The organism is Pseudomonas sp. B5(2017), from assembly GCF_002112825.1.
GTDB lineage: Bacteria > Pseudomonadota > Gammaproteobacteria > Pseudomonadales > Pseudomonadaceae > Aquipseudomonas > Aquipseudomonas putida_Z.
On sequence record NZ_NEIR01000008.1, the window covers coordinates 1 to 19,168 of the forward strand.

16 protein-coding genes are annotated in these 19,168 nt (G+C 63.7%); 1 reads left to right on the plus strand and 15 read right to left on the minus strand.

Going from position 1 to position 19,168, the window contains the following annotated elements; translation table 11 throughout:
* Positions 1-164: 164 nt before the first annotated feature.
* The 4 genes from CAG00_RS13550 to CAG00_RS13565 are packed head-to-tail and all read right to left on the minus strand — an operon-like array spanning position 165 to position 3,610.
* A complete protein-coding gene (locus tag CAG00_RS13550; protein ID WP_085664498.1) occupies positions 165-1,322 on the minus strand; it encodes a betaine/proline/choline family ABC transporter ATP-binding protein in 1,158 nt (385 codons plus the stop codon).
* The gene (locus CAG00_RS13555) at positions 1,319-1,972 is read right to left on the minus strand and encodes an ABC transporter permease (protein ID WP_085616832.1); all 654 of its coding nucleotides are present in this window, start codon (positions 1,970-1,972) and stop codon (positions 1,319-1,321) included. Before CAG00_RS13555 ends, CAG00_RS13550 begins: the two co-directional genes overlap by 4 nt.
* On the minus strand, positions 1,969-2,883 hold the full coding sequence (locus tag CAG00_RS13560) for a glycine betaine ABC transporter substrate-binding protein (RefSeq protein WP_025337793.1): 915 nt from the start codon (positions 2,881-2,883) through the stop codon (positions 1,969-1,971). Before CAG00_RS13560 ends, CAG00_RS13555 begins: the two co-directional genes overlap by 4 nt.
* 13 nt (positions 2,884-2,896) lie before the next feature.
* Positions 2,897-3,610, minus strand: a complete 714-nt coding sequence (locus CAG00_RS13565; RefSeq protein WP_085664499.1) for an ABC transporter permease — start codon at positions 3,608-3,610, stop codon at positions 2,897-2,899.
* A gap of 558 nt (positions 3,611-4,168) precedes the next feature.
* On the opposite strand from CAG00_RS13565, the gene CAG00_RS13570 reads away from it, so the two are divergent.
* Complete coding sequence (locus tag CAG00_RS13570) at positions 4,169-5,752, plus strand: peptide chain release factor 3 (protein WP_003257876.1); 1,584 nt, start codon at positions 4,169-4,171, stop codon at positions 5,750-5,752.
* A 117-nt stretch (positions 5,753-5,869) separates the two neighbouring features.
* Here the strand turns inward: CAG00_RS13570 and CAG00_RS13575 are convergent, their stop codons facing one another.
* The 11 genes from CAG00_RS13575 to CAG00_RS13625 form a co-directional block, all read right to left on the minus strand.
* A complete protein-coding gene (locus tag CAG00_RS13575) occupies positions 5,870-6,949 on the minus strand; it encodes a polyamine ABC transporter substrate-binding protein (protein WP_085664500.1) in 1,080 nt (359 codons plus the stop codon).
* 52 nt (positions 6,950-7,001) lie between these two features.
* On the minus strand, positions 7,002-7,343 hold the full coding sequence (locus CAG00_RS13580) for a cupin domain-containing protein (protein ID WP_025337796.1): 342 nt from the start codon (positions 7,341-7,343) through the stop codon (positions 7,002-7,004).
* Between the two features lie 32 nt (positions 7,344-7,375).
* Complete coding sequence (locus tag CAG00_RS13585) at positions 7,376-8,782, minus strand: FAD-binding oxidoreductase (RefSeq protein WP_085664501.1); 1,407 nt, start codon at positions 8,780-8,782, stop codon at positions 7,376-7,378.
* A 64-nt stretch (positions 8,783-8,846) separates the two neighbouring features.
* Positions 8,847-9,656 carry a nuclear transport factor 2 family protein gene (locus tag CAG00_RS13590; RefSeq protein WP_085664502.1) on the minus strand — a complete coding sequence of 270 codons (810 nt, stop codon included), beginning with the start codon at positions 9,654-9,656 and terminating at the stop codon, positions 8,847-8,849.
* A 628-nt stretch (positions 9,657-10,284) separates the two neighbouring features.
* Positions 10,285-11,253, minus strand: coding sequence for a peptide ABC transporter ATP-binding protein (locus tag CAG00_RS13595; protein WP_024086321.1), 969 nt, complete (start codon positions 11,251-11,253; stop codon positions 10,285-10,287).
* Positions 11,253-12,221, minus strand: a complete 969-nt coding sequence (locus CAG00_RS13600) for an ABC transporter ATP-binding protein (RefSeq protein ID WP_085664503.1) — start codon at positions 12,219-12,221, stop codon at positions 11,253-11,255. The genes CAG00_RS13595 and CAG00_RS13600 overlap by 1 nt, the downstream gene beginning before the upstream one ends.
* 10 nt (positions 12,222-12,231) lie before the next feature.
* Entirely contained in the window at positions 12,232-13,158 is a 927-nt protein-coding gene (locus CAG00_RS13605; protein ID WP_025337799.1) for an ABC transporter permease subunit, read from the minus strand.
* A 10-nt stretch (positions 13,159-13,168) separates the two neighbouring features.
* On the minus strand, positions 13,169-14,179 hold the full coding sequence (locus CAG00_RS13610; protein ID WP_012316108.1) for an ABC transporter permease subunit: 1,011 nt from the start codon (positions 14,177-14,179) through the stop codon (positions 13,169-13,171).
* 90 nt (positions 14,180-14,269) lie between these two features.
* Positions 14,270-15,880 (minus strand): ABC transporter substrate-binding protein, encoded by a 1,611-nt coding sequence (locus tag CAG00_RS13615; RefSeq protein ID WP_176240885.1) that lies wholly within the window; start codon positions 15,878-15,880, stop codon positions 14,270-14,272.
* A 75-nt stretch (positions 15,881-15,955) separates the two neighbouring features.
* Complete coding sequence (locus tag CAG00_RS13620; protein ID WP_061551942.1) at positions 15,956-17,335, minus strand: OprD family porin; 1,380 nt, start codon at positions 17,333-17,335, stop codon at positions 15,956-15,958.
* Between the two features lie 233 nt (positions 17,336-17,568).
* Entirely contained in the window at positions 17,569-19,161 is a 1,593-nt protein-coding gene (locus CAG00_RS13625) for an ABC transporter substrate-binding protein (RefSeq protein ID WP_085664505.1), read from the minus strand.
* Positions 19,162-19,168: the final 7 nt, after the last annotated feature.

The window sequence follows — 19,168 nt, forward strand, 5'->3', positions numbered from 1 at the left end:
AACTATGCTTTTTCATGGTCTCGCCCTCGCTGCCGTTGGCTTCTTAGAACGCCACCGTGGCACTGTGATGCCTCGGCGGGGGCGAGTCCATCGATTACACAGGAACGCGATCTGCTGTAGGAGCGGCCTTGTGTCGCGAAAGGGGCGCAGCGCGCCCCCGGCGATTACGAAACCACCGCCTCGGCCGGCGAGACAATGCTGGTCTTGGCCCCCCGCGAGCGCCCCGAACTCAGGTACGCCGCAATCGACTCCTGCGTCACCTCGCCCAGGAACACCTGCTCGGCATCCAGCACCGGCAGCCACGCCCGGTTGAACTCGTACATCCGCGACAACAGGATGCGTAAATGCTCGTCATGCGACGCCGTGGCATTGAACGGCCGCAGGAAGTCGCCACAAGTCCCTTGCTGGCGATGCATGTCACGCCGGCGCACGTAGCCCAGTGCCTTGTTTTGCGCATCGGTCACCACCACGTAGCGGCGGTCGTGCTCGTCCAGCAGTTCCAGCGCATCGCTCACCGGCGTCTGCGGGCTTACCGATGGCGCGTTATCTGCCGCATCCTCCGCACGTACCAGCAGCAGGCGCTTGAGGGTGCTGTCCTGGCCGACGAAGTTGCTGACGAACTCGTCCGCCGGGTGCGCCAGCAAGGTGTCCGGGTGGTCCAGCTGCAACAGCTTGCCGGCGCGGAAGATGGCGATCTTGTCGCCCAGCTTGATCGCTTCGTCGATGTCATGGCTGACCATGATCACGGTCCTGTTCAAGGCCCGCTGCATCTCGAAGAACTCGTTCTGGATCATCTCGCGGTTGATCGGGTCGACCGCGCCGAACGGCTCGTCCATCAGCAGCACCGGCGCTTCCGCTGCCAAGGCGCGGATCACGCCGATACGCTGCTGCTGGCCGCCGGACAGCTCGCGCGGGTAGCGCTGCAGGTACTGCTTGGGCTCCAGCTTGATCATGTGCATCAGCTCGCGGGCGCGTTCATGGCACTTCTGTTTGTCCCAGCCGAGCAGGCGCGGCACCACGGTGATGTTCTCCTCGATGGTCATGTTGGGGAACAGGCCGATCTGCTGGATGACATAGCCGATGTGCCGGCGCAGGGTGACCTCGTCCAGCCCGGTGGTGTCTTCGCCATTGATGAACACCTGGCCGGAAGTGGGCGTGATCAGGCGGTTGATCATTTTCAGGGTAGTGCTCTTGCCGCAGCCCGAGGGGCCGAGGAATACGCAGATTTCCCCTTCGTTGACGGTGAGGCTTACCGAGTCGACGGCTTTGACGTCCTTGCCGTTGACGTTGAAGGTTTTGCTGAGGTTCTTCAGTTCGATCATGAGCGCAGTCCTTCTGGAGTCAGGGCACGTTGCAGGGTTTGCAGGAGCAGGTCGGCGATGATCGCCAGCAGGCTGACCAGCACGGCGCCGACCAGCAGCATCGACATGTCGCTGCGGCTGATGGAGGTGAGGATGAGCACGCCAAGGCCGCCGGCGCCGATGGTGGCGGCGATGGTCATCACGCCGATGTTCATCACCACGGCGGTGCGCACGCCGGCGAGGATCACCGGCACGGCGATGGGCAGTTCGACCATGCGCAGGCGCTGGCCGAAGGTCATGCCGATGCCGCGCGCGGCTTCACGGATGCCGGGCTCGACGTTGGTCAGGGCCAGGTAGGTGTTGCGCATGATCGGCAGCAGTGAGTAGAGGAACACCGCAGTGATCGCCGGCAGCGGCCCGAGGCCCTGGCCGAACTTGGAGTAGAACGGCAGCAGCAGGCCGAACAGGGCGATCGAGGGGATGGTCAGCAACACCGTGGCGCTGGCCTGCAATGGGCCGGCGACGGCCGGGAAGCGGGTCATGAGGATGCCCAGCGGTACGCCGACGACGATCGCCAGGCCCACGGCGACGCCGACCAGCATGATGTGCTGCCAGGTCAGTTGCAGCACCTGGGCCCAGTCCAGGTGGTTGAAGGTATCGATCAGGTTCATGGCTGGCCCTCGCTGTTCAGTGGGTGCTCACGCAGGAAGGTGGCGGCCACGGCAGTCGGGTTCTGGTGCTCGACATCGACCTTGGCGTTGAGCTGGCGCATGGTTGCGTCATCCAGCTGTTCGGCCAGTGGCTTGAGCAGGCCGGCCAGCTGCGGGTTGGCGTCGAGCACGGCTTTGCGCACCACCGGCGCGGCGGTGTAGTCGGGGAAGTAGTGCTTGTCGTCCTCCAGCAGCTTGAGGTCGAAGGCGTTCAGGCGGCCGTCGGTGGTGTACACCAGCCCGGCGAACACCTGGTTGTTGCGCATCGCGGTGTACACCAGGCCGCCGTCCATCTGGCGGATATTGCGGCGGTCCAGTGGCAGGCCGTACATCTCGCGCAGGCCGACCAGGCCATCGGGGCGGTTGGCGAACTCGGTGTCCAGTGCCACCAGGTGGTTGCGGTGGCTTTCGTCACGCAGTACCTGGTTGAGGTCGCTGATGGTGTTGACCTGCGGATAGGCCTCGGCCACTTGCTTGGGCAGGCCCAGGGCGTAGGTGTTGCTGAACTTCGACGGGGTCAGCCAGATCAGGTCCTTCTTCGCATCCAGCGCCTTCACCCTGGCGAAGGTTGCCTCGGCACTGGGCATGCGCTCGTCGATATGGTTGTACGACACCAGCGACACGCCGGTGTATTCCCACATCAGGTCGAGCTGGCCGGTTTCCTGGGCCTGGCGCGCGATATTGCTGCCAAGGCCGGTGGTGACGCGCACGTCATAGCCGTTGGCGCGCAGGTATTGCGCGGTGATTTCGGCGAGTACGGTCTGTTCGGTGAACACCCGCGCGCCGATGCGGATCAGCGGTTTGTCCGCCGCCTGGGCAAATCCTGCGAACAGCAGGGCCGCGCCCAGCAGCAAGGCGATTCTCTTGTTCATACGTTCCCTATCTTTATTGGGCCAGGCCACGTTCCAGCCAGCGCTTGCTGGAGAAACTCACCGCCGCGTCCAGCGCCAGCGCCAGCAGTGCGGTGCAGGCAGCCCCCAGCAGCAGCTGTGGCTGGTTGTTCAGGGCGATGCCGGGGAAGATCAGGCTGCCCAGGCTGTTGGCGCCAATCAGGAACGCCAGCGGTGCGGTGCCGACGTTCAGCGCCAGGGCCACGCGCACACCGCCAACGATGATTGGCACGGCGTTGGGCAGCTCTACCTGCCACAGTTGCTGGCGCGGGGTCATGCCGATGCCGGTGGCGGCTTCCTTGAGCGAGGCGGGGACGTTTTTCAGGCCCTCGTAGGTGTTGCGCACGATGGGCAGGAGGGAGGCGAGGAACAGCGCGAAGATCGCGGGCCCGGCGCCGATGCCCAGGATACTCAGGGCGATGGCCAGAACGGCCAGGGGAGGGATGGTGTTACCAATGTTGAACAACTGCATGAAGCGCTCGGCTTTGTCGACCCGGTGCGGTCGACTTAACGCAATGCCGGCGGGGATGCCCACGGCCAGCGCCGCCGCCATCGAAGCCAGCACCAGTACCAGGTGCGCTTGCAGGTAGAACCCAAGATCGTCGCGATACCGCGCGATCGTGTCGATGCCGATCCAGTGGACCAGCAGGGCCAGGATGACGAGCACGGCGGCCCATCCCAACAGCCCTTTTCCGTAGCGTTCAGCCACAGGCGGACTCCTTGTGTAGTCGGCGAGCACACTTCTTGGTTGCCGGCCAGTCCTGGCGGCGGGTGGTGTGTTCGCGAGTAGCAGCGTGACGCACGCCGAAGGCTGCGATCAGGCCATGAGCCGAACCCCGTCGGGCCCGAAAATGCTGATGAAACCAGCTCCCCAACCGAAGCGGGTTGCAGGGGAGTGGACGTCTCCGTGGGCGTAAAGGTTCCCATCTGGGGCGGCATTTGGCCAGCGTTAATCACTGGTTGGTTGGAAAATTGACGAGAAAAAGCAGCGGGTTAATGTGCCGTAGGCGTTGAAATAACTGCTCTTGGGCCATTTGTCGTGATAAAGCGATTGCCTGGCGAATTTGTGGCCTCTGGGCGGGCCCTTTCGCGGGTAAACCCGCTCCCACAAGTCCTGCACAGGTTTCAAAGGCGGTGTGATACCTGTGGGAGCGGGTTTACCCGCGAAGAGGCCGGAACAGGCACCGCCGGTTCAGCAAATTTTGGTCCCGGCCCAACTTCAGGTATGATATCGCCCCTTTTAAATCCCCCAGTCAGGCGATTTCCCATGACCAACCAGGCCGCCGAAGTCGCGAAGCGCCGCACTTTCGCAATCATTTCCCACCCCGACGCCGGTAAGACCACCATCACCGAGAAGCTGCTGCTGATGGGTAAGGCCATTGCCGTCGCCGGTACCGTGAAGTCGCGCAAGTCCGACCGCCACGCCACCTCCGACTGGATGGAAATGGAGAAGCAGCGCGGCATCTCCATCACCACCTCGGTAATGCAGTTCCCGTACCGCGAGCACATGATCAACCTGCTCGACACCCCCGGCCACGAAGACTTCTCGGAAGACACCTACCGCACCCTGACCGCGGTGGACTCGGCGCTGATGGTGCTCGACGGCGGTAAAGGTGTAGAGCCACGTACCATCGCCCTGATGGATGTGTGCCGCCTGCGCGACACGCCGATCGTAAGCTTCATCAACAAACTTGACCGCGACATCCGCGACCCGATCGAGCTGCTGGACGAGATCGAAGCCGTGCTGAAGATCAAGGCCGCGCCGATCACCTGGCCGATCGGTTGCTACCGCGACTTCAAGGGCGTGTACCACCTGACCGGTGACTACATCGTGGTGTACACCCCGGGCCACGGCCACGAGCGCACCGAAGCCAAGATCATCCAGAAGCTGGACTCGGACGAAGCCCGTGCCCACCTGGGCGACCAGTACGATTCGTTCGTCGAACAGCTGGAGCTGGTGCAGGGCGCCTGCCACGAGTTCAACCAGGAAGAGTTCATCAACGGCCAGCTGACCCCGGTGTTCTTCGGTACCGCGCTGGGCAACTTCGGTGTCGACCATGTGCTTGACGCCGTCGTCGACTGGGCGCCGCGCCCGCTGGGCCGTGTTGCCCACGAGCGCACCGTGGAGCCTGTGGAAGAGAAGTTCACCGGTTTCGTGTTCAAGATCCAGGCGAACATGGACCCGAAACACCGCGACCGCATCGCCTTCATGCGTATCTGCTCGGGCAAGTACGAGAAGGGCATGAAGATGCGCCACGTGCGGATCAACAAGGACCTGCGTATCGGCGATGCGCTGACCTTCTTCTCCTCCGAGCGTGAGCAGCTGGAAGAGGCCTATGCCGGCGACATCATCGGCCTGCACAACCACGGCACCATCCAGATCGGCGACACCTTCACTGAAGGCGAGGCGCTGGGCTTCACCGGTATCCCGCACTTCGCCCCGGAGCTGTTCCGCCGCGTGCGCCTGAAGGACCCACTGAAATCCAAGCAGCTGCGCCAGGGCCTGCAACAGCTGGCCGAAGAAGGTGCTACCCAGGTGTTCTTCCCAGAGCGCAGCAACGACATCATCCTCGGTGCAGTCGGTGTGCTGCAGTTCGACGTGGTCGCCAGCCGCCTGAAGGAAGAGTACAAGGTCGAGTGCGCCTACGAGCCGATCACCGTATGGTCGGCCCGCTGGATCGGCTGTGACGACAAGAAGAAGCTCGAGGAATTCCAGAACAAGGCCATGGAGAACCTGGCCATCGACGGTGGCGGGCACCTGACCTACCTGGCGCCGACCCGGGTCAATCTGTCGCTGATGGAAGAGCGCTGGCCGGACATCAAGTTCCGCGCTACCCGCGAGCACCACTGATTCGGAAAGCTTGCATCTGACCCCTGTGGGAGCGGGTTTACCCGCGAATGCGTCGGTGAATTCAACATCGCATTCGCGGGTAAACCCGCTCCCACAGTGACCGCGTTACGGCCGCACTCAGTTTCCTGCCTTGATACTGGTCCAGATCCTCGTGCGAATACGGTCGATCTTGGCCGGCATCGCCTCCAGCGCATACAGCTTGCCCATCACTTCCTCGCTCGGGTAAACCATCGTGTTGCCCTTCATCGCCGGATCCACCAGCCCGTCCGCCTTGAGGTTGCCGTTGGCGTATTGCACATGGTTGCTGATGTTGGCCATCACCTCCGGCTGCAGCAGGTAGTTCATGTAGGCATACCCGGCCTTCTCATCCGGTGCATCGGCCGGCATGGCAACCATGTCGAACCACATCGGTGCGCCTTCCCTGGGTATCGAATACCCCACGTTCACCCCGTTCTTCGCCTCCTCGGCACGATTCTTCGCCTGCAACACATCCCCCGAGAAACCCACCACCACGCAGATATCGCCGTTAGCCAGATCGCCGGTGTACTTCGATGAGTGGAAGTAGCTGATGTATGGCCGCACCTGCATCAGCAGCGCCTTGGCCTTGTCGTAGTCCGCCGGGTTCTGGCTGTGGTGCGGCAGGCCCAGGTAGTGCAGGGCGATCGGTAACAGCTCAGGGCCGTTGTCCAGCACGGCGACGCCGCAGCTTTTCAGCTTGCTCATGTACTCAGGCTTGAAGATCAGGTCCCACGAGTTTATTGGCGCGCTGTCGCCGAGCACCGCCTTGACCTTGTCGACGTTGTAGCCGATGCCGGTGCTGCCCCACAGGTACGGGAAGCCGTATTGGTTACCCGGGTCATTGACCTCCAGTGCCTTGAGCAACACCGGGTTGAGGTTGTGCCAGTTGGGCAGCTGCGACTTGTCCAGCTGTTTCAGGGCCTTGCCCTGGATTTGACGGGCCATGAAGTGGTTGGACGGGAACACCACGTCGTAGCCGGAGTTGCCGGTCATCAGCTTGCCGTCGAGGGTTTCGTTGCTGTCGTAAACGTCGTAGGTGGGCACGATACCGCTGGCTTGCTGGAAGTTCTTCAGTGTGTCGGGGGCAACGTAGCTGGACCAGTTGTAGATCTTCACCGTTTCGGCGGCGCCGGCCACGCTGGCGGCCAGCATCAGGGGGGCGAGAAGGAGCGTGCGCATGTCGGGGTTACCTTGCTTTGTGTGTTGTTATCGAAGGCAGGCGATCAGCGGATCAGAAAATAAGGACGTAGGTCTTGCGCACGGTCTCCTGGATGTCCCAGGTGCCTGTGCTGTTGGCCGGTAGCATCAGTGCGTCTCCGGCTTCTATGAACAGGGGCTCGCCACCGTCAGGGGTGAAGGTGCAGCGGCCCTTGGTGAAATGGCAGAACTCCTGCTGCACGATCTGCCGACGCCAGCGCCCGGGGGTGCACTCCCAGATGCCGGTTTCGACGCCGTCGCTGCGCTCCACACAGGTGACCGACGTTACCGCCACGGGCTCGCCGAGTGGTACCGCAACGGGGTTGGAGCTATCGAGCACGGCGCTGTCGGTGTTCTTGAAATGGGTGATGCTCATGACCGGTAAATCCTGTGTCGGGGAAAGGGAGGTCAGTGCATGAAGCCTTCCATGAAGTCCGCAAGATTGCTGGCCAGGCGCCGCCTCCAAGGCGCGCTGGCGGGGTTGGCGAGGGTCCGATCCTCGTGGACGAAGCTCTGGATGATTGCGTTGTAGCCCAGCCAGCGGCAGGGCTCGGGTGGCCAAGTGGCCAGGCTTGAAAGCGGGCGGTTGTCGAGTACCCAGGGTTGCGCGGTCAGTTCGTTGTGCTGGTTCAGGATCAGCGCCGCCAGGGTGCGCCCGCCCAGGTTGGTGGCGCCGACGCCTTCGCCGCCGTAGCCGCCCGCCAGGGCGATGCCGCGCTGGCGGTCGCAGAGCATGTGCGGGCGGAAGCGCCGCGCCATGCCCAGGTTGCCGCCCCAGGAATGGGTGATACGCACGTGCTTCAGCTGCGGGAACAGCTCGCTGAACAGGTAGCGGCGCAGCTCGACTTCCTGTTCGTCGAGGTTGAAGTTTTCGCGCAGGCGGCCACCGAAGCGGTAGCCGCCACGGGCGCCGAATACCAGGCGGTTGTCGGCGGTGCGCTGGCCGTAGGTGACCTGGCGGCTGCTTTCGCTGAACGCCTGGCCCTGGTTCAGGCCGATCTGTTGCCAGGTGGCCTCCGGCAGTGGTTCGGTGGCCACCAACAGGCTCTGTACCGGCAGCTGATGTTTGCCCAATGGCGGCAGGCTGGCGGCGTAGCCCTCCACGGCGGGTACCATCCATTGGCAACGGATGCGCGCCAACGGGGTACGCACCTCACCCGGCTGCCAGTCGATGGCTGGGGTGTTTTCGTAGATGGGTACGCCCAGCGCCTCTACCGCCCGGGCCAGCCCACGCGCCAGCTTGGCGGGTTGGATGGTTGCGGTGTGCGGGCTGTAGATGGCGCCATAGGCGTTGCTGACCCGCAACTGAGCGTCAAGCTGTTCGGGGCGTAGCCAGCGATAGTCGTCCTCGGTCATGCCTTGGCGATAAAGGTCGTCGAGGTAGGCGCGCAGGCTGCGCTCCTGTTCCGGGTAGCGCGCGGCGCAGTACAGCACGCCGCCTTTGCGGTAGTCGCAGTCGATGCTCTCGCGATGCAGCACGCGGTGTACTTCATCGGGAATGCCATGCAGCAGGTCGATGCTGGCGCGGCGCTGTTGCGGCGACAGGGTGGCCAGCAGGCGGTCTTCGCCGAGCAGGTTGCCCATCAGCCAGCCGCCGTTGCGCCCCGAGGCGCCGAAGCCGGCGATGTTGGCGTCGATTATCGCGATGTTCAGCTGTGGCGCCTGGCGCTTGAGGTAGTAGGCGCTCCACAGGCCGGTGTAGCCAGCGCCGATGATGCATACATCCGCGTCCAGGTCCTCGCGCAGGGCCGGGCGGGCGCACAACGGCTCGTCGAGCTGGTCCATCCACAGGCTGAGCGTGCGCAGGGGTTGCATCGGGTTCGGCTCCACATCCGTCAAGGTCTGTGGGTGATCCTAGTGGTGTCGGCGGGCGGCTGTCCTACGTGCGTGCACGCAGGGAAATTTGCTTAAGGTACGCCTTGGGCGTAAGCCCGGTGTGTTCGCGGAAACACTTGTAGAACGCCGACAACGAGTTGAAACCGGCATTGAACGCCAGCTCGTCGATCGTGGCTTCGATGCTGTCGTCGTCGAGGCTGGCCATCAAGTGCTGCAGGCGGGCCTGGTTGACGTAGCGGTAGAAGCTTTGCCCGAGCACCTGATTGAGCAGGTAGGAGATCTGGTTGCGGCTGTAGCCGCTGGCGTCGGCCACCTGCTGCAGGTCCAGCTCCGGGTCCAGGTAGGGGCGCTGGCGCTGGAAGTAGTGTTCCAGGTCCTGGGCCATGGTCGACAGCTGTCGGGGTGACAGGCCCAGGCGGCTGGTGGCCGGGCGCGGGCCGCTGCTGGCATGGCCACTGCTGCTCCGGCGGACCAGCGTGGCGTATTCGTTGACCTGCCAGATCAGGCCGTCCTTCACGGTAATCGCCTCGCTGGACTGAAACGCCACCAGGCCGTCGCCGCCCTGGACCGTGACCTGGTACTGGATGAACGCGGTACAGCCGTCGACGCGGATGCGGTCGCTGTGCACGATGTCTTCGCCGGCTTCATGGGGCAGGCAGGCGCGCACATAGTCACGCAGTTCCTGGTAGCCGAGCACGCGGTTCTGGAAGAAGTCGTGGTACTGGATGTCGGGGTGGTAGAGCGCCATGACGCCGTCGAGGTCGCGGTGCTTCCAGCACAGGTGGTAGCGCAGCACGGTGTCGGCGGTGAGCGGGGTCTGCTCGGGGCCGTCGGGGAGGGTGGTGGCGGTCATGAGCCTGATAGTGCATTGCAGAACACCCAGCTGCAAGGGTGCGGATCCGGCATATTGCACGGTTTTGCCAAGCGGCTTGGGCAGTAAGCCGTTGATTCGGTTGAGAGTGATTTTTTGACAGGGATGGCATGGCGAGTGCACCGGTCTGTTCAACATCGAACAAGGAGAAAGGCCATGCGCTCGATACTGCTTTGGATGATTGGGGTGCCGATTCCGGTGATTATCCTGATCTGGTTCTTCATGCATTGAGATTTTTGGGGCCGCTTTGCGGCCCATCGCGACACAAGGCCGCTCCTACAGGAGATCGCGGTCCCTTGTAGGAGCGGCCTTGTGTCGCGATGGGCTGCAACGCAGCCCCGGCTATCTAAAGGCTAAAGAAACTGCTCGGCATAGTGACAAGCCACCTGCCGGGTATTCACCCATCCGGCAATTCGTATCTTCGGCCCAATTTCCACCGGCCGGTGCCGATTCCGGTGATTATCCTGACCTGGTTCTTCATGCATTGAGATTTTTGGGGCCGCTTTGCGGCCCATCGCGACACAAGGCCGCTCCTACAGGAGATCGCGGTCCCTTGTAGGAGCGGCCTTGTGTCGCGATGGGCTGCAAAGCAGCCCCGTCTATCTAAAGGCTAAAGAAACTGCTCGGCATAGTGACAAGCCACCTGCCGGGTACTCACCTGCCTGAGCGCCGGCACTTCCTTGGCACACCGCTCGGTCGCATACGGGCAACGCTTGTGAAACGCACACCCATCCGGCGGGTTCAGCGGGTTGGGCAACTCCCCGGCAATGCGGATCTTCGGCTTCAAAGGGTCCGGGTGAATCGCCGGCGTCGCCGAAAGCAGTGCCTGGGTATACGGGTGCAACGGCCTTTCGTAGATATCTTCCTTCGGCCCCATCTCCGCAGGCCGGCCGAGGTACATCACCAGCACCTGATCGGCCACATGCCGCACCACCGCCAGGTTGTGCGAGATGAACACGTAGGCGGTATTGAACTCCTTCTGCAAATCCATGAACAGGTTCAGTACCTGGGCCTGGATCGACACGTCCAGCGCCGAGGTCGGTTCGTCCGCCACCAGCACCTTGGGCTGCAGCATCATTGCCCGGGCCAGGGCGATACGCTGGCGCTGGCCGCCGGAGAACATGTGCGGGTAGCGCTGGTAATGCTCGGGGCGCAGGCCGACCTGTTCCATCATCTTCTGCACCTTTTCTCGCCGCTCGGCCTTGCTCAGCGAGGTGTTGATCAGCAGCGGCTCGGCCAGTTGGTCGCCAATCTTCTGCCGTGGATTGAGCGACGCGTAGGGGCTCTGGAAAACCATCTGTACGTCGCGGCGCAGTTGCTTGCGCTCGCTCTTGCTGGCGCCTTTCACTTCGGTGCCGGCAATTTGCAGCGAGCCGGACGACGGCTCTTCGATCAGGGTCAGTGCGCGGGCCAGGGTCGACTTGCCGCAGCCGGACTCGCCGACCACGGCCAGGGTCTTGCCGGCCTCCAGTTCGAACGACACGCCATTCAGCGCGCGGACCAGGGCGTGGCCCTTGAACAGCCCGCGGGAGACTTCGTAATGCCGGGTCAGCTCCCGGGCGGATAGAACGACGGCCATCACGCCACCTCCTGGTTCAGCGGGTAGAAGCAACGCACCAGGCCATGGGCCTGGGGATCGAGGGGCGGGCGCTGGCGCCGGCAGTTGTCCTGCACGTACGGGCAGCGCGGTGACAGCAGGCAACCCACGGGGCGGTCGTAGCGGCCGGGGACGATGCCGGGCAGGGTGGCCAGGCGTTCGGCACCGATGCTGTGCTCGGGGATCGCCGCCAGCAACGCTTCGCTGTAGGGGTGGGCGGGCACGTCGAACAGCTCCGGCACCTGGCCCACTTCCACGGCCTGGCCGGCGTACATCACGCACACCCGCCTGGCGGTTTCAGCGACCACGGCGAGGTCGTGGGTGATCAGGATGAGCGCCATGTTGCGCTCCTTCTGCAGGTTGACCAGCAGCTCCATGATCTGCGCCTGGATGGTCACGTCCAGCGCAGTGGTGGGTTCGTCGGCAATCAGCAGCTTGGGCTCGCCGGCAATCGCCATGGCAATCGCCACGCGCTGGCTCATGCCGCCGGACAGCTGGTGCGGGTAGGCGTCCAGGCGGCTTTCCGCAGCCGGGATCTCGACCTTTTTCAGCAGCTCCAGGGCACGCTGGCGCGCGGCCTTGCCCTTCAGGCCCAGGTGCTGGCGCAGCACTTCCTCGATCTGGTAGCCCACGGTGTAGCTGGGGTTGAGCGCGGTCATCGGGTCCTGGAAGACCATGGCGATGTCCTTGCCCACCACCTTGCGTCGCTGGCGGCCGGTGAGCTTGAGCATGTCGGTGCCGTCGAAGGTGAGCGAGTCGGCGGTGATGCGCCCGGGGGCGTCGATCAGGCCCATCAGGGCCATCATGGTCACGGACTTGCCCGAGCCGGATTCGCCGACGATGGCCAGGATCTCGCCGGCCTCCACCGTCAGGTCCAGGCCATCGACCACCGGTACCGCATTGGCGTCGCCGAAGCGCACGTTCAGGTTGTTGATCTGCAACAGTGACATGGCGTTCTCCTCAGGCGGCGTTCTTGAGTTTCGGGTCCAGCGCATCGCGCAGGCCGTCGCCCATCAGGTTGATTGCCAGCACACTGAGCAGAATGGTCAGGCCGGGCAGGCTCACCACCCACCAGGCGCGCTCGATGTAGTCACGGGCCGAAGCCAGCATGGTGCCCCACTCCGGGGTTGGCGGCTGTACGCCAAGGCCAAGGAAGCCCAGGGCGGCGGCGTCGAGGATGGCCGAGGAGAAGCTGAGGGTGGCCTGCACGATCAGCGGTGCCATGCAGTTGGGCAGCACGGTGACGAACATCAGCCGTGGCAGCCCGGCACCAGCCAGGCGTGCGGCGGTGACGTAGTCGCGGTTCAGCTCGCCCATCACGGCGGCGCGGGTCAGGCGCACGTAGGATGGCAACGACACGATGGCGATGGCGATCACGGTGTTGATCAGGCCTGGGCCGAGGATGGCGACGATGGCCACTGCCAGCAGCAGCGAGGGCAGGGCCAGCATCACGTCCATCAGGCGCATGATCGACGGGCCGAGCAGTTGCGGGAAGAAACCGGCCAGCAGGCCCAGCAGGATGCCAGGGATCAACGACATCACCACCGACGACAGGCCGATCAGCAGCGACAGCCGCGCGCCCTGGATCAGCCGCGAAAGCAGGTCGCGGCCCAGCTCGTCGGTGCCGAGGATGAACTGCCAGCTGCCACCTTCGAGCCACACCGGTGGGGTCAGCAGGAATTCGCGGTACTGCTCGCTCGGGTCGTGCGGGGCAACCCACGGCGCGAACAGCGCGCAGAACACCACCAGGCACATGAAGGCCAGGCCCATCACCGCACCTTTGTTGCGGGCGAAGGCTTGCCAGAATTCTTTGTATGGCGAGGGGTAGAGCAGGCTCTGGTCCACCGGGCTGACCGGTGTGACGGATTTCGGAATCGGGCTAGTCATGGCGAAGGCCTCAGCGCTGATGACGGATGCGTGGGTTGGCCAGGCCGTAGAGGATATCCACGACGAAGTTGACCAGGATCACCAGGCAGGCGATCAACAGGATGCCGTTCTGGACCACGGGGTAGTCACGGGCACCGATGGCTTCGATCAGCCACTTGCCGATGCCCGGCCAGGAAAAGATGGTTTCGGTCAGCACCGCACCGGCCAGCAACGTGCCGACCTGCAGGCCGAATACGGTCAGTACCGGGATCAGCGCGTTGCGCAGGCCGTGCACGAACACCACGCGGGCCGGCGACAGGCCTTTGGCGCGGGCGGTGCGGATGTAGTCCTCGCGCAGCACTTCGAGCATCGACGAGCGGGTCATGCGGGCAATCACCGCCAGCGGGATGGTGCCGAGCACGATGGCCGGCAGGATCAGGTGCATCACCGCGTCCTTGAACGCGCCTTCCTCGTCGCTGAGCAGGGTGTCGATGAGCATGAAGCCGGTCTTCGGCTCGATGTCGTAGAGCAGGTCGATGCGCCCGGACACCGGGGTCCAGCCCAGGCTTACCGAGAAGAACATGATCAGGATCAGGCCCCACCAGAAGATCGGCATCGAGTAACCGGCCAGGGAAATGCCCATCACCCCGTGGTCGAACAGCGATCCGCGCTTGAGCGCAGCGATCACCCCGGCCAGCAGGCCGACGATGCCGGCGAACAACAGGGCGGCAAAGGCCAGTTCCAGGGTGGCCGGGAACAGGGTGAGGAACTCGCTCCACACGCTCTCGCGGGTGCGCAGCGATTCACCGAGGTCACCCTGGGCCAGCTTGCCGACGTAGTCCAGGTACTGGACCGGCAGCGGCTTGTTCAGGCCCAGGCGCTCCATGGCCTGGGCATGCATTTCGGGGTCGACCCTGCGCTCGCCCATCATCACTTCCACCGGGTCGCCGGGGATCAGGCGTATGAGCGCGAAGGTCAGCAAGGTGATACCGAAAAATGTCGGTATCAGCAGGCCAAGGCGCCGGGCAATAAAGCTCAACATTGTCTGGGTTACCTCATCAGGCCGTGCGGCTAGCAGCACGCTACGGGGTGCCGCCGGTCCCCGTGTGGGTTGCCGGCGGTCGTTGTTGTTCTACTTCACCTTGGTGGTGGCGAAGTTGTTGTTGGCCAGAGGGCTGATCACGTAGCCCTCCACGTTGTCACGCATGGCGGCGAACACCTTGGGGTGGGCCATGCTGATCCAGGGTTGGTCGTCATCGTACACCCTTAAAGCCTCGGCATAGACCCATCGGCGCTCATTGTCATCCGTCATCTGCCGTGCGCGCGTGATGAGTTCCTGGAACTGCGGATTGCACCAGCGGGCGTAGTTCTCGCCGTTCTTGGCGGCCTCGCAGCTCAGCAGCGGGGTGAGGAAGTTGTCCGGGTCACCGTTGTCGCCTGCCCAGCCGGTGGAGACCAGGTCGGCTTCGCCGTTCTTGGCACGACGCAGCATTTCGGCCCATTCCATCACGCGGATATCCAACTGCAGGCCGACCTGTTTCAGGTCGGCCTGCAGCATCTCGGCGGACAGGCGTGGGTTGGGGTTGGTCATGCCGCCGCCGTTGCGGGTGAACAGGGTGATCACGGTACCTTCCGGTACGCCAGCTTCCTTGAGCAGGGCACGGGCCTTGGCCAGGTCCCGAGGCGGGTTCTGGTTGGTGGTGTTGTAACCGAGCATGGTCGGCGGGTATGGGTTCACGCCCACCAGCGCGTTGTCCTTGCCAAACAGCTGGTCGACGTGTGTCTGGCGGTCGAAGGCCATGTTGATGGCTTTGCGCACGCGCACATCGCTGAGGTACTTGTGCTGGGTGTTCATGGCGATATAGCCGGTAACCAGCGCTTCGGTCTCGGCGACCTTGAGCTTGGGGTCGGCCTTGATCGTCGGCACGTCCTCCGGTTTGGGGTACAGCGCCACCTGGCATTCGTTGGCGCGCAGCTTTTGCAGGCGCACGTTGCTGTCGGTGGCGATGGCGAATATCAGGGCGTCGGCCGGGGGCTTGCCGCGGAAGTAGTCCGGGTTGGGTTTGAAGCGGACCTGGGCGTCCTTGTTGTAACGCTGGAAGATGAACGGGCCGGTGCCGATCGGCTTGCTGTTGAGCTCGGCGGTCTTGCCGGCCTTGAGCAACTGGTCGCCGTATTCGGCGGAGTAGATCGAGGTGAAGCCCATGGCCATGTCCCGCAGGAACGGTGCTTCCGGGCGAGTGAGGGTGATCACCACGGTGTGGTCATCGGTCTTGTCCACCGACTTGAGCAGGCTTTTGAAGGACATGCTTTCGAAGTACGGGTAGCCGACGCTGGTCTTGTCGTGCCACGGGTGCGCCGGGTCGAGCTGACGGCGCAGGCTCCACAACACGTCATCGGCGTTGAATTCGCGAGTGGGCGTGAAGTAGTCGGTCTTGTGGAACTTCACCCCTTGGCGCAGGTGGAAGGTGTAGGTCAGGCCGTCCGGTGAGATGTCCCAGCGTTCGGCCAGGGCCGGCTGGACGTCGGTGGTGCCAGGCTTGAAGTCGACCAGGCGGTTGAACAGCGCTTCGGAGGTGGCATCGAAGGTGACCCCCGTAGTGTACTGGACAACGTCGAACCCTTCCGGGCTGGCCTCGGTGCACACTACCAGCGGCTTGGCCGCCAGCTGCGTGGCGCTGCCCAGTACCAGCGCTGCCAGGGCGAGGCGTAGCGGTAGCGATTTCATGAAAGCTCTCTGCATGGGTGGACTCCCTGCTTGCATTGATTCCAGCGTAGCCGCCACGGCCCGCAGCGAAGCAGGCCGTGGCGCCGGCGGTCAGAGAATGTTGAATGGAATGGTGGTAACCACCCGGAACTCATCCAGGCTGCCATCGCCCTGGGCCTTGCTGGCGCGGTGCGCGGTGTAGGTGGCACGGATGCTGGTGTCTTTCAGCGGCCCGCTCTGTACCGCGTAGCTGGTGCCGAAGCCCCACTCGTAGTGGGTTTCGCCGTCCAGGCCGTTCACGTCGTAGGCGGTACCGCGGTAATGGGTACCATCGATGCCCCAGCCGCGGGCGTTGTACAGGTTGAACTTCAGGCCCGGCACGCCGTACGGCGCCATGTTCAGCACGTAGGAAATCTGCAGCGATTTCTCGTTGGGGCCGTTGAAGTCCGACAGCAGCGAGTTGGCCAGGTAGATGCCGTTGGTTTCGTGCAGGTAGTCGAAGTACTCGTTGCCGTTGACCTGCTGCCAGGAGGCGCTGAGGGTGTGGGCCTGGTGGGTCAGGCCGAACGACAGGCTGTAGGTGTCGTTGTCGATCTCGCCCATCTTCTTGCTGCCGGCGTCGACGGTCTTGTAGTAGTTCAGGCCGGTGCTCAGGCTGAGCACTGCGCTGTCGCCGAGCACGTGGTTGGCGCCAAAGTAGTACTGGTTCCAGAAGTCGTCGACCTTGGTGGCGTACAGGCTGGTGCTCAGGCTCTTGAACGGCTGGTAGTTGATGCCGGCGGTACTGGCGCGGTCGGTTTCCACGCCAGTGGCACTGTACTCGGTGCGGAACTTGCTGAGGCTCTGTTCGGTACGTGGCGAGACGCGGTCGAAGGTGCCCAGGTCGAAGCTCAGGTTGTCGAATTCGGCACTGTGCAAAAACGCGCCCTGGAAGCTCGAGGGCAGGGCACGGTTGCCGATGTAGGCGATCATCGGCGTGTCCACCGATTGGCGGCCGACGGTGAGGGTGGTGTTGGACACCCGCGCCTTGACGTTGGCCAGGCCCATCTTGCTCCACTGGCCGACCGGGTCGCCGTCGCTGTGGGTCAGGGTGCGGTTGTTGGGGCCGGCGACGTCCTCGCGGTTCTGCAGCAGGGCGATGGCATTGTAGCCGGCGGCTTCGACGGCGAAGCCGACGGTGCCCTGGGTGAAGCCGGAGCTGTAGTTGAGGATGGTGCCCTGCACCCAGTTCTCGCGGCTGTGGGTGTCGTGGCGGGTGCCGTCGCTCTTGTAGTACTTCCACAGCGGGGCGCGTGTGGCGCGCTCGCGGGCGTACCAGTTGCGGGTGCTGCCGGACAGGCTCTGGCCGTCGACGAAGCCGCTGGCCTGCTCCTGCTCGCTGCTGCCTTTGAGGGTGATGGGCACGTATTCCTGGCTTTGCGGGTCGGCCTGGGTCACGGTGGATAAGGCACTGATGGATAACGCCAGTGCGGTCAAGGTGAATAGTCTCAAGGTTAAAGCTCCCTTTCTGTTCTTCTAGTTATTGCCTGGCCTTGTGGGCCGGGCTTCTTGCTGCGGTGTTGCCAGGGTTGCCCGGGGTCACCGGGCAGAATCGGGGCGTTGTGTTGGCTGTGGCCGGCCCTTTCGCGGGTAAACCCGCTCCCACAGGGCACCACAGGTTTCGGCATGTGCGCCGTACCTGTGGGAGCGGGTTTACCCGCGAAGAGGCCCTTGAGGGCTAAAGATCAATCAACACTCACACCGGAAAAGTCGTTGCGCCCGAACGGGCTGACCTTGAACTCGGAAACCTTGACGCTGAGCGGTTGGTTGACCGTGGAGTGCGCCACCGGGGTAATCGGCACCTGTTGCTTGAGCCGCTGCTGGGCCTGCTGGTATAGGGCGGTGCGCTGCGTGCGGTCGGTGACCTGCTTGGCCTGCTTGACCAGGCTGTCGTACTGCGGATCGCACCACAGCGAGTAGTTGTTGCTGCCGATGGCATCGCAGTTGTAGAGGGTGCCCAGCCAGTTGTCCGGGTCACCGTTGTCCCCGGTCCAGCCGATCAGGGCGATATCGTGCTCGCCGCCTTTCATGCGCTTGAGGTACTCGCCCCATTCGTAGCTGACAATGCGCACCTTGAAGCCGAGCTTGCTCCAGTCGGCCTGGAGCATCTCCGCCATCAGCTTGGCGTTGGGGTTGTACGGGCGCTGCACCGGCATGGCCCACAGGGTGATCTCGGTGCCCGGCTTGACCCCGGCCTGCTGCAGTAGCTGCTTGGCCTTTTCCGGGTCGAAGGGTGCATCCTTGAGGCTGTTGTCATAGGACCACTGGGTCGGCGGCATGGCGTTGACTGCCAGCTGGCCGGAATCCTGGTACACGGCCTGGATGATCGCCTGCTTGTTCACTGCCATGTCCATCGCCTGGCGCACTTCCAGGCGGTCGAACGGTGGGTGCTGGGTGTTGTAGGCGATGTAGCCGAGATTGAAGCCAGGTTGCTGCAGCACCTGCAGTTTGCTGTCGGCCTTGAGCGCCGGCAAGTCGGCGGGGCGCGGGTGCAGGGTGACCTGGCATTCGTTGCGGCGCAGCTTCTGGATGCGTACCGAAGGGTCGATGTTGATCGAGAACACCAGGTTGTCGATCTTCACGTCCTGCGGTGACCAATAGGCCTTGTTGCCCTTGTAGCGGATCTGCGAATCCTTCTGATAACGCTGGAACACGAACGGGCCGGTGCCGATCGGTTGCTGGTTGATGTCGCTGGGGCGCCCGCTGGCCATCAGTTGTTCGGCGTATTCGGCAGACAGGATGGAAGCGAAGCTCATGGCCAGGTTCTGGATGAACGCGGCATCGACCTTGTTCAGGGTGAACACCACGGTCAGTGGGTCGGTCTTTTCGACACGGGCGATGTTCTTGTCCAGGCCCATGCTGATGAAATAGGGGAACTCGGTCGGGTAGGCTTGGCGGAACGGGTGGTTCTTGTCGAGCATGCGGTTGAAGGTGAACAGCACGTCGTCGGCGTTGAAGTCGCGGCTTGGTGCAAAGGCCTTGTTACTGTGGAATTTCACCCCTTCGCGCAGGTGGAAGGTGTAGCGCAGGCCGTCCTCGGAAACCTCCCAGCGGGTCGCCAGGGCAGGGTGCACGGCAGTGCCGCCGCGTTCGAATTCGACCAGGCGGTTGTAGAGCGGTTCGGCGGCGTCGTTGTCGGTGGCGCTGGTGTACTGGGCGGTGTCGAAGCCGGCCGGGCTGCCTTCGGAGCAGAACACCAGGTTGTTGGCCAGCAGGGCCGGCGATTGGCTGATCAGGCCCAGGGCCAGCAGGGCGGAAAGGCGGGTGGTATGGCGCATGGAAAGT